The organism is Streptomyces sp. NPDC002773 (assembly GCF_040295605.1).
In the GTDB taxonomy this organism is placed as follows: Bacteria; Actinomycetota; Actinomycetes; order Streptomycetales; family Streptomycetaceae; genus Streptomyces.
In genome coordinates, this window is record NZ_JBEOVO010000067.1 from 1 (window position 1) to 10,983 (window position 10,983).

Below are 10,983 nucleotides of genomic sequence, written 5' to 3' on the forward strand. Positions count from 1 at the left end.
CGGGGGGGGGGGGGGCCTTTTCCTTCTGCCCCCACCCCCGGGGGGGGGGCGCCCCCCCCCCCCCCCCCCCGGGGGGGGGGGGCCCCCCCCCCCCCCCCCCCCGCGACGGCGCCCCTGCGGGGCGCGATGTCACCTAGTGCATGACGGCCATGGCCAGCGCGCGGCGGGCGCGCAGCGAGACGCGCTCGGCGCGGCGCTGCATGCGACGGGCGGCGACCAGGCGCACGGCATGGCGTTGCGCGTCGGCCTCACGCTGTCGCTCGTGCATATGGGCACGGGCCAGGGCTTCTGGGATGAGTTGCATTTCACGGGTCCTGTTCTGACGCGCGGTGGGCGCGGCGGCGGGGGAGAAGGCTGGGGTCGCGGAGCCGGCGGGCTCGCTGGTGGAAGAGGTCATCGGGGCCTGCTTCTGGGGATCGTGCGTGAGGGGGCGGTCGATGGTTCCGGTGGCGCTCATGCCGCGACCGGGTTCTTGCGCGGGCGGCCGCGGGGCCGCTTGCGGGCGACGACCACGCCCTGGACGAAGAGCTCGCCACCCCAGACACCCCAGGGCTCGCGGCGCTCCTTGGCGCCGGCCAGGCAGGCCGCCACGAGCGGGCAGGTCCGGCAGAGGGACTTCGCGTACTCGACGTCGGCCGGGGACTCCGCGAAGAAGACCTCGGGGTCGTAGGCGCGACAGGGGACGGGTACGCCGAGGTTCTCGATGGCGTCGTCGAGCGCGGTGAGCGCGGTGAGGGGGGCGAGGGGGGTCAAAGCGGGGTCCTCCGTGAGGCCGGGCAGGGGGATCGAATCGGAAGGCGGTACGGACGGGGCGTGCGCTTCGAGTTGCACGGTGGTCTTTCCTCGTCTGGTCGTTCCGGCCTGTTGACCGGGGTTTCGGCTGGTACCGGGTGTGTCTGTCCCGAGGCGCCTTCGGGCTGCCGTTCCCCGTTCGGGGACAAACAGAAGGGCCGCGGATCCCGGGTGGGGTTCCGCGGCCCTGAAGGCGCCGGTCTGATCATGGATCAGACTGGATCACTCCAGGGTTCGAGCCCACGGAAGGCCCACATCATGTGGTGGTGCTTCGTCGTCTGCTGCTGGTTGCCGGCACTGGTCGCCGCCGCAAAGCCATAGGCCGTGGCCTTGCCTGCCGCTACTGCTTCCAGTGCCTTGGTCGGTCGCTCATCGCGCCGCTCGATGGCGGCCTTGCCGAGACCGGAAAGACCGGTGACGGGAAGACCGGCCACGGGCAGACCGGTGAAGGACAGACCGGTGCCGGGCAGACCGCTGCCGATGAACGCCGAGGCGGAGAAGCCGAGCGTGCAGGCGGAGGCGGCCGAGCGATCGGTCATTTTGGCGGTGCCGAAGAAGCCGGCGGTGCTGACGGTGCTGACGAAGCTGGCGGTGGTGCTGGCCTGAATCGTGTTGCTGATCACTGGAATCGCCTCCTCTCGGCGTCTCGGAGGGCTCGGGGGTGAGCCGGACCCTCATGTTTACTTGGACAAGTACAACACGGAGGCAGGGCTTCGAAGAAGCCGCTGTTTCCGTGGTTAAGAACCTATGGGGCTTGACGGGGCAGGCGCAAACTATTTTTCCGACGAGTTTTCATCAACTCTCGCCGTCTCCTGCCCCACCCTCCCCACCTGCGCAGATGGCCAGGACGTCGTCCCCGAAGCGGTCCAGCTTGCGTGCGCCGACGCCGGAGATCGAGGAGAGCTCCCCGCCGGTGGCGGGGACGCGCTCGGCGATGGCCATCAGCGTCTTGTCGGTGAACACGCAATACGCGGGCTGGCCGAGCTCCCTGGCCTGTTCCGCGCGCCAGTCGCGAAGCCGCCCGTAGAGCGCCTCGTCCATGTCCGACGGGCAGTCCTCGCAGCGCATGAGCTTCATCGCGCCCGCCTCGGTGAGCGTCGTGCCGCAGACCCGGCACCGGACGGGGCCGCGCTGCTTGCGCCGGCCGGCCGCGCCGCCACCGCGCTCGATCGAGCCGGAACCGCCGGCGGCGGCGGAGCCGAGGGTCCCGGAGCCGGGCCGCAGCCCCTTGAGGAAGCGGCTGGGGCGCCGGGAGGCCCGGCCGCCCGGGGAGCGGGAGAGTGCCCAGGACAGCGTGAGGTGGAACCGGGCGCGGGTCACACCGACGTACAGCAGGCGCCGCTCCTCCTCGACCTGCTCGTCGGTCTTGGCGTAGGTGATCGGCATCATGCCCTCGGTGAGGCCGACCAGGAAGACGGCGTCCCATTCGAGGCCCTTCGCCGCGTGCAGCGACGCGAGGGTGACGCCCTGGACGGTGGGAGCGTGCTGGGCGGCGGCCCGCTCGTCGAGTTCGGCGACCAGGTCGGAGAGGGTGGCCCCGGACCTGGCGCGGGCGAAGTCCTCGGCGAGCCGGACGAGGGCGGCGAGGGACTCCCAGCGGTCGCGGACGGCGCCGGAGCCGGCGGGCGCCTTGCTGGTCCAGCCCTTGGTGGAGAGGACCGCCCCGACCTGCGCGGGCAGGTCGTCGACGTCGTCGAGCAGGGAGTCGTTGCCTCCGGCGCGGGCGGCGCCGCGCAGCGCGATGACCGCCTCCCGTACCTCCTGGCGCTCGAAGAAGCGCTCGGCGCCGCGGAGCTGGTACGGCACTCCGGCGTCGGCGAGGGCCTGCTCGTACACCTCGGACTGGGCGTTGATCCGGTAGAGGACGGCGATCTCACCGGCCGGGACCCCGGCGGCGATGAGGTCCCGGATGCGGCGGGCGGTGCCCTCGGCCTCGGTCGGCTCGTCGGCGTACTCCGTGTAGACGGGCTCGGGGCCCGGGTCGCGCTGGGAGATCAGCTCGAGGCGGTGCTCGGCGGCCCGGCCGCGGGCCTGGCTGAGCAGTCCGTTGGCGAGGTGGACGACCTGCGGGGTGGAGCGGTAGTCGCGGACGAGCCTGACGACCGTGGCGCCCGGGTGCCGGGTGCGGAAGTTCAGGAGGTGGTCGGGGGTGGCGCCGGTGAAGGAGTAGATGGTCTGGCTGGCGTCCCCGACGACGCAGAGGTTGTCGCGGTCGCCGAGCCACAGGTCGAGCAGCCGCTGCTGGAGCGGGGAGACGTCCTGGTACTCGTCCACCACGAAGTGCTGGTACTGCCGGCGGATCTGGTCGGCGATGTCGTGCCGGTCCTGGAGGATGCCGACGGTGAGCAGCAGCACGTCCTCGAAGTCGATCACCGAGCGGTCGCGCTTCAGCTGCTCGTACGTGGCATAGATCTGGCCAATCTCGGCCGGGTCCCGGGGGGCGTCCCTGAGGGACTTGGCGACGACGGCCGGGTAGTCGGCGGGGACGGTCTGGGTGACCTTGGCCCATTCGATCTCGCCGGTGACGTCCCTCAGCTCGTTCCGGTCGAGCCGGACCCGGCAGCGGGCCGCGGCCTCGGCGACCAGCTGGACCTTCCGCTCCAGGAGCCGGGGCAGATCACCACCGACGGCTTTCGGCCAGAAGAACTGGAGCTGGCGGAGGGCCGCGGAGTGGAACGTACGGGCCTGGACACCGCCCGCGCCGAGCTGGCGGAGCCGGCCGCGCATCTCGCCCGCGGCGCGGTTGGTGAACGTGACGGCCAGCACACTGGCGGGCTGGAGTATGCCCGCGCGCACCCCGTACGCGATGCGGTGGGTGATGGCCCGCGTCTTGCCCGTGCCGGCTCCCGCCAGCACGCACACCGGGCCGCTCAGGGCCAGGGCGACCTCGCGCTGCTCCGGGTCGAGCCCGTCGAGCACCGCGTCGGCCGTCTCCGGAACCTGCGGGAAAAGAGTGGAGTGCGTTGCTGCTGTCACCCCCCAATGCTGCCAGGTCGCGCGGGTTCGCTGCCGAGCGTTGTCCACAGGGCCGGGCCGCCGGTCATACGAATTCCGGGAATGGCGGGGCCAGGGCGTACGTTCTCCTTCTCGGCACCCGTCAGCGAACAAGAGGAGCGCCTCGCCATGCAGGGCACTGTGACGATGTACAGCACCACGTGGTGCGGCTACTGCCGTCGGCTGAAGAGCCAGATGGACCGCGAGGGCATCGCGTACACCGAGATCAACATCGAGCAGGACCCCGAATCGGCGGCGTTCGTCGAGAAGGCCAACGGCGGCAACCAGACGGTGCCGACCGTGCTCTTCCCGGACGGTTCGACCCTGACGAACCCGAGCCTCGCGCAGGTCAAGCAGAAGGTCGGCGTCTGAGGACGGTCCCACGCGTGACGAAACCCCCGACCGGACGGTCGGGGGTTTCGTCGTGTGCGGGGGGTCAGACCACGTCGCCCGGCTTCGGCAGTGGCTTGCCGTACCAGCGTTCGATCAGGCGGGAGGCGATCGAGATGCCGTACGGGGGGAGCACCTCGCCGGACTCGAAGGCGGCGGTCAGGTCGTCGCGGGAGAACCAGCGGGCCTCCTGGATCTCCTCGCCGTCCACGGTGATCTCCGAGGAGGTCGCGCGGGCGAAGAAGCCCAGCATGAGGCTGGACGGGAACGGCCAGGGCTGGCTGGCGATGTACTCGACCTCGCCGACCGTGACGCCTGCCTCCTCGAAGACCTCGCGGGCGACCGACTGCTCGATGGACTCGCCGGGCTCGACGAAGCCCGCGAGGGTCGAGAAGCGGCCCTCCGGCCAATGGACCTGGCGGCCGAGGAGGATGCGGTCCTCCTCGTCCGTGACGGCCATGATCACGGCCGGGTCGGTGCGCGGGTAGTGCTCGGCGCCGCAGGCCTGGCAGCGGCGGATGTGGCCGGCCGCCGCGATGACCGTGCGCTCGCCGCAACGGGAACAGAAGCGGTGGAGGCGCTGCCAGTTCTCCAGGGCGACGGCGTGGACCATGAGGCCCGCGTCCCGGTCGGAGAGCAGCAGGCCCGCCTCGCGGAGGCCCGCCGGGCGTGCGGACTGGTCCATGCGGCCCGGCAGGGAGTCCTTCTGGAGCGCGAAGTACGAGACGCCCTCGGCGTCGGTGCCCAGGAAGTAGCGGTGGGTCTCGGTGACCGGGGCCTCGAACGCCGGCGTCATGACGAGTTCGGTGGTGCCGTCGGGCAGGTCGTCGATCAGCACCTGGCCGCCCGAGACCACGAAGACCCGGGTGGTGGGGTGGCTCCAGGCCGCCGCCAGCCATGCCTCGTCGAGGCGGTGGTGCGCGGCGCGGTCGATGCCGCTCGGGGCGGTGAGCGAGATCGGGCGGTCCGCCGGTGCGGTCGTCACGTTCTTCAGGGCCGGCGCGTTCTTCAAGGTGCTCACAGGTGCTTCCAACTCCCCCGGATCGGTGTGTGGGTTCAGCGCTCGACGGTGCGGAGGGCGGCGGGCAGGTCGCCCCACAGGTGAGCGGTCGTCTCGACGCCCTTCATGAGGAGGTCGAGTTCGATCTTCTCGTCGGGGGCGTGCCAGCCGTCGGACGGGACGGAGATGCCGAGGAACAGGACGGGTGCGTCCAGGACGTCCTGGAGGTCGGCGGCCGGTCCCGAGCCGCCCTCGCGGGTGTAGCGGACCTTGGCCCCGTCGAAGGCCCGGCTCATGGCCCCGGCGACCGCCTTGAGGGCGGGGTGGTCGAGGGGGGTCAGGCAGGGGCGGGTCGGGGCGCCGAAGGCGATCCCGTACCGGATGCCGGCGGGGACGAGACCGGCGAGCCAGTCCCGTACCGCGAGTTCGATCTTGTCCGGGTCCTGGCCCGCGACCAGGCGGAACGACAGCTTGAGGTGGGCGGCGGCGGGGACGATCGTCTTGCCGCCGGGGCCCTGGTAGCCCCCGCCGATGCCGTTGACCTCGGCTGTCGGGCGGGCCCAGACCCGCTCCAGGGTAGTGAAGCCGGCCTCGCCGAGCGTGCCGTGCGACTTCGCCGTACGCAGCCAGGCGGCTTCGTCGAAGGGCAGTTCGGCGACGAGGGCGCGCTCGGCTTCGGTGAGCTCGGTCACCCCGTCGTAGAAGCCGGGGATCGCGACGCGCTCGCGCTCGTCGTGGAGTGCGGCGACGATCCGGCCGGCGACGGTGGCCGGGTTCGGGACCGCGCCGCCGAAGGAACCGGAGTGGATGTCCTGGTCGGGGCCGTACAGCTCGATCTCGCAGTCGGCGACCCCGCGCATGCCCGTGCAGACGGTGGGCGTGGTCTCGGACCACATGCCGGTGTCGGAGACGATCACGGCGTCGGCGGCGAGCCGCTCGGCGTGGGTCTCGACGAGCTCGCGGAAGTGCGGGGAGCCGGACTCCTCCTCGCCCTCGACGATCAGCTTGAGGTGGACGGCGGGCGCCGTGCGGCCGGTGGCGGCGAGATGGGCCCGGACGCCGAGGGTGTGGAAGAACACCTGGCCCTTGTCGTCGGCCGCCCCGCGCGCGTACATCCGGCCGTCGACGACGGTCGGCTCGAAGGGGTCCGTGCGCCAGCCGTCCTCGCGGGCCGCGGGCTGCACGTCGTGGTGGCCGTAGACCAGGACCGTCGGGGCGTCCGGGTCGTCGGAGGGCCACTCGGCGAAGACGGCGGGGGCGCCGGCGGTCTCCCACACCTCGACGGTGGTGAAGCCGGTCGCGGTGAGCTTGGCGGCGAGCCACTCGGCACTGCGCCGTACGTCCCCGGCCCGCTCCGGCTGCGCCGACACGGAGGGGATGCGCAGCCACTCGGCCAGGTCGCCGAGGAAGGCGGCACGGTGCTGCTCTATGTACGCGCGTACGGCGTGGACGGCGCTGTCCGGGGTCTCGCTCATGCCCCCGAGCCTATCCGGCGCCCGGGGGTGGCTCTCCCAGCAGGAGGGTCTCCAGCTCGGCACGGCCGGGCAGGCGGGCGGGGCGGGCGACCTCACCCGTACGGACGTAGACGAAGGCCGCCGCGACGTCCTCGGGCGGGAGGCCGTGCTGCTCGGCCCAGGCGAGCCGGTAGATCGCGAGCTGGAGGGGGTCGGCGGTCCGCACCCGGCTGGTCTTCCAGTCGACGATCTCGTACGCGCCGGAGTCCGGGTCCCGGTAGACGGCGTCGATCCTGCCCCGGACGACCCGGCCGCCGAGCGAGAGGTGGACCGGGACCTCGACGCGGTACGGGGTGCGGTGGGCGTACGGGGTACGGGCGAAGGCCTCCTTCAGCTCGTCGAGGTCCCGCTCGTCGAGGATCTCGGGCTCGCCCGCGAAGTCCTCGCCGCCGGGCAGCTCCTCCGGGCCGAGGAACGGCAGCGGCAGCTCCTCGAAGCGGGACTCCACCCACGCGTGGAACCGGGTGCCCCGGCGGGCGGCCGGCTGCGGCGCCGTGGGCATGGGCCGGGCCAGCTCCTGCGCGAAGCCGTCGGGGTCGGCGGCGAGGCGGAGGACCTGGGAGGCGGAGAGGTATGCGGGGAGCAGGACGTCTCGGGTGGTGGCGCGGGTGCGGCGGAGTTCTGTGGTGAGGGCGGTGAGGTCGCGGTCCCAGGAGGCGATCGCTCTCGCGTCTTCGGGGGTGAGCGGCTCGGCCTCTTCGCGATCCGGGTCCCTTGGGGCCGGGACCTTGTCCGCGTGCAGGTCCTCGGGGAGGGTCTCCTCGTCCCAGGTGGGTTCCTCCTCTTCGGGCCAGGGGTCCTCGGGGTGCGGGTCCTGGGGGTCGGGCGCCGCTCCGGTGGGGTTGTGCCCACCCTCCCCCGGACTCCGTCCGGGGGGACCCCCATCGCCCTGCGGAACGATTGCCCGCAACTGGGCCAGCACGGCGTCAGCCGCCGCTCTGCGGTGCTTGAACGACTCCTCATCCAGCGGTAGCGGCCAGGTCTGGTCGCCGTCCGACTCCGTCAACGTCGGGTTTTCCGCGTCCGGTTCCGGTTGTTCCGCCCAGGCCTCGATCTCTCCGTGGCCCGCCGCGCAGTGGTCGTGCAGGGATTGGAGGAAGTCCGAGGGGCCTCGGGGCTTCTTCTGGGACGGGCCCCACCAGTGGGCGGAGCCGAGGAGGAGGGAGCGGGGGCGGGTGAAGGTGACGTAGCCGAGGCGGAGTTCCTCGGTGTGCTGGTGGTCCCGCATCTCGTTCTTGAAGGAGGTGAGGGCCTTGGCGTTCCAGGTGTCGATCCGCGGCAGCGTCGCCGCGTCGCCCCGCAGCTCGTGCGGGAGCACCTGGGGCTGGGAGGTCCATGACTCGCGGGCGCGTGCGCTGGGGAACTGGCCGGCGACCAGGCCGGGGACGGCGACGACGTCCCACTCCAGGCCCTTGGACTTGTGGGCGGTGAGGACCTTGACGGTGTTCTCCCCGCCCGGCAGGGCGTTGTCGAGGCCCTTCTCGAACTGGACGGCCGTGCGCAGGAAGCCGAGGAACGCGAGCAGGCTCGCCTCGCCGTCGAGGGAGGCGAAGCCGGCGGCGATGTCGAGGAAGTGGCCGAGGGTCTCGCGGCGGCGGGCGGCGAGCGCGTGCGGGGAGGCGGACAGTTCGACTTCGAGGCCGGTCGCGGTGAGCACCCGGTGCAGGACGTCCATGAGGGGGTCGGCGAGCGAGGTGCGCAGGACGCGCAGTTCGGCGGCGAGGCGCGCGAAGCGGACCCGGGCGTCGGCGGAGAACGCCAGGCCGTCGTCGGCGGCGCCGCCGGAGTCGAGGAACGTGTCGAGGGCGTCGGCGAGGGAGACGACCTCCGCCGGGTCGACGCCCTCGACGGCGGCGGCGAGCCGCTGCTCGGGGTCCGGTTCCTCGCCGCCCCGGTGGACGAGGAGGCGGGCCCGGCGCCCGAGGAGGGCGAGGTCGCGGGGGCCGATCCGCCAGCGCGGTCCGGTGAGGAGCCGTACCAGGGAGGCGTTGGCCCCCGGGTCCTGGAGGACCTCGCAGACGGCGACGAGGTCGGCGATCTCGGGCAGGTGGAGGAGGCCGGAGAGGCCGACGACCTCGACGGGCACGTCCCGGGCGACGAGAGCGGCGTGGAGGGCGGGGAAGTCGGTGGCGGTACGGCACAGGACGGCGATCTCGCCGGGTTCGCGGCCGGTGCGGACGAGGTGGGCGAGGGAGTCGGCGAGCCAGTCGATCTCCTCGGCGTGGGTGCGGAGGAGCGCGATGCGGACACTGCCGTCCTTCTCGGCGCCCGGCGCGGGCCGCAGCGCCTCCACGCCCGCGTGCATGGCGCGCAGGGGGGCGGCGAGCCCGTTGGCGAGGTCGAGGAGCCGGCCGCCGCTGCGCCGGTTCTCGGAGAGCGAGTAGCGGCTCGCGGGGCTGCCGTCCGCGTGCGGGAAGTGCTCGGGGAAGTCGTCCAGGTTGGCGACGGAGGCCCCGCGCCAGCCGTAGATGGCCTGGCAGGGGTCGCCGACGGCGGTCACCGCGTGTCCGGTGGCCCGGCCCCCCGTGCCCTGGCCGAAGAGGCCGGAGAGCAGGAGCCGCTGGGCGACGGACGTGTCCTGGTACTCGTCGAGGAGGACGACCCGGAACTCCTGGCGGAGGATCTCGCCGACCTCGGGCCGGGTGGTGGCGAGCTCGGCGGAGCGGGCGATCTGGTCGCCGAAGTCGAGCAGGTCGCGGGAGCGTTTGGCGGCCCGGTAGCGGACGACGAGGCCGAGGAGTTCCCGGCGGGCGGCGGCGGCCTCGGGGATCTTGCGCAGCTCGGCGTTGCTGAGCTTGGCACCGGCGAGGGCGGTGAGCAGCGCGGAGTCGTACGAGAGAAGTCTTTCCGGCGGTACGAGGTGTTCCGCCAGCTCGGCGTCGAGGGCGAGCAGGTCGGTGATGAGGGTCGGGAAGGAGCGGGTGAGCGCCGGGTACGGGCCGGGGGCCTCGCGCAGCACGCGCGCGGCGAGCTGGTAGCGGGTGGCGTCGGCGAGGAGCCGGGAGGTGGGTTCGAGCCCGATGCGGAGGCCATGGTCGGTGAGGAGCTGTCCGGCGAACGCGTGGTAGGTGGAGATGCGGGGCTCGCCCGGGGGGTTGTCGGGGTCGATGACGTCGGGGTCGGTGACTCCGGCGCGGACGAGGGCGGTGCGGACGCGCTCGGCGAGTTCTCCCGCGGCCTTGTTGGTGAAGGTGAGGCCGAGGACCTGCTCGGGGGCCACCTGGCCCGTGCCGACCAGCCAGACCACGCGGGCGGCCATCACCGTCGTCTTGCCGGAGCCGGCTCCGGCCACGACGACCTGCGGGGCGAGCGGCGCGGTGATGCAGGCCGTCTGCTCCGGGGTGAACGGGATGCCGAGGAGCTCCTTGAGCTGCTCGGGGTCGGTGATGCGTGCGGTCACCTCAAAGAGGCTAACGCGGACCACCGACAGTGCGGTCCGGTGCGGCTGCCTTGGTGGCTCACCTCACGCGGTGCCGCACACGGTGCCGACTCGCCTCACGCGGGCCCGCTCCGGTCCAGTTTGGAGAGGTCCACCGTCTCGTCCGCGGGCGGGACGACCACCTTGACGGGCTTGTCGTAGTCGGAGAGCGTGATCGAGCCGGGTTCGTCGCCGCCCGCCTTGACCATCTTCAGGATGTACGGCTTGCCCTCGCGGGCGACGGACACGGTGGCGGTCTCCCTGCCGTCCTTCTTCACCAGGGTCGCGACGGAGGTGCCGTCGACCTCGGCGTCCGTGCCCCTGGTCAGTCCGCTGCGCTCCTCCTTGTCCTTGCCGAGGTCGGAGAGGAGCTCGTCCAGGTCGCAGACGCTGCCGAGGTCGCTGCTGCCGGGCTGCCCCGGGGCGATCTTCAGCCAGCGGCCCTTGACCAGCTCGATCGTGGTGTCGATCTGAGCCTCGGTCATCCCCTGGGAGGTCATGGAGGCGCGCCAGAAGGCCTCGTCGCCCTTCATGTACGTGATCCGGTCGGCCTTGCGGAGTTCGGCGGTGCCGCCCTTGATCTTCATCACGCCGGTGCACTGGTCGCGGTCGTCGACGGCGAAGTCGATGTCGAGCGGCTGCCCGTCGGTGACGATCCGGCCGGCCATGCGGAGGGAGGTCGCGGACTGGGTCGCGGTGACGGCCCGGTCGGCGATCTCGTCGGCCGTGAGGCCGGTGAACGGATCGGGGGACGGGGCCGTGGCCACGGCGGCGGCCGGAGGGCCCGCGCCGGCCGCCCAGGCCGCCGCGGTCGTCGCGGCGCTGGAGCGCCGCCTCGTCGAGCGAGGTGATCTCGCAGGCGTCGGCGAGCAGCC

Annotated in this window: 9 protein-coding genes; 1 reads left to right on the forward strand and 8 read right to left on the reverse strand. The window is 72.7% G+C overall.

All coding sequences use genetic code 11. From position 1 onward, the window contains the following. Positions 1-133: 133 nt before the first annotated feature. From ABT034_RS34975 to ABT034_RS34990, 4 genes are all read right to left on the reverse strand, one after another. Positions 134-457: a putative WhiB-interacting protein gene (locus ABT034_RS34975; protein WP_351221145.1), complete on the reverse strand. Its 324-nt coding sequence runs from the start codon at positions 455-457 to the stop codon at positions 134-136. Further along, positions 454-831: a WhiB family transcriptional regulator gene (locus ABT034_RS34980; RefSeq protein WP_351221146.1), complete on the reverse strand. Its 378-nt coding sequence runs from the start codon at positions 829-831 to the stop codon at positions 454-456. Before ABT034_RS34980 ends, ABT034_RS34975 begins: the two co-directional genes overlap by 4 nt. Positions 832-1,004: 173 nt before the next feature. Next, positions 1,005-1,415, reverse strand: a complete 411-nt coding sequence (locus ABT034_RS34985) for a hypothetical protein (protein ID WP_351221147.1) — start codon at positions 1,413-1,415, stop codon at positions 1,005-1,007. Between the two features lie 172 nt (positions 1,416-1,587). Further along, positions 1,588-3,768: an ATP-dependent DNA helicase UvrD2 gene (locus ABT034_RS34990; RefSeq protein WP_351221148.1), complete on the reverse strand. Its 2,181-nt coding sequence runs from the start codon at positions 3,766-3,768 to the stop codon at positions 1,588-1,590. 147 nt (positions 3,769-3,915) lie between these two features. Between ABT034_RS34990 and ABT034_RS34995 the strand changes: the two genes are divergently transcribed. Next, positions 3,916-4,158, forward strand: coding sequence for a mycoredoxin (locus ABT034_RS34995; RefSeq protein ID WP_005312266.1), 243 nt, complete (start codon positions 3,916-3,918; stop codon positions 4,156-4,158). A 64-nt stretch (positions 4,159-4,222) separates the two neighbouring features. Here ABT034_RS34995 and nudC read toward each other — a convergent pair whose 3' ends face one another. From nudC to ABT034_RS35015, 4 genes are all read right to left on the reverse strand, one after another. Beyond that, positions 4,223-5,197, reverse strand: coding sequence for an NAD(+) diphosphatase (gene nudC, locus ABT034_RS35000; RefSeq protein WP_502973114.1), 975 nt, complete (start codon positions 5,195-5,197; stop codon positions 4,223-4,225). A gap of 35 nt (positions 5,198-5,232) precedes the next feature. Then, positions 5,233-6,651 (reverse strand): dipeptidase, encoded by a 1,419-nt coding sequence (locus ABT034_RS35005; RefSeq protein WP_351221149.1) that lies wholly within the window; start codon positions 6,649-6,651, stop codon positions 5,233-5,235. A gap of 10 nt (positions 6,652-6,661) precedes the next feature. Beyond that, the gene (locus ABT034_RS35010; protein ID WP_351221150.1) at positions 6,662-10,090 is read right to left on the reverse strand and encodes an ATP-dependent helicase; all 3,429 of its coding nucleotides are present in this window, start codon (positions 10,088-10,090) and stop codon (positions 6,662-6,664) included. A gap of 95 nt (positions 10,091-10,185) precedes the next feature. After that, entirely contained in the window at positions 10,186-10,875 is a 690-nt protein-coding gene (locus ABT034_RS35015) for a hypothetical protein (protein WP_351221151.1), read from the reverse strand. Positions 10,876-10,983 lie beyond the last annotated feature (108 nt).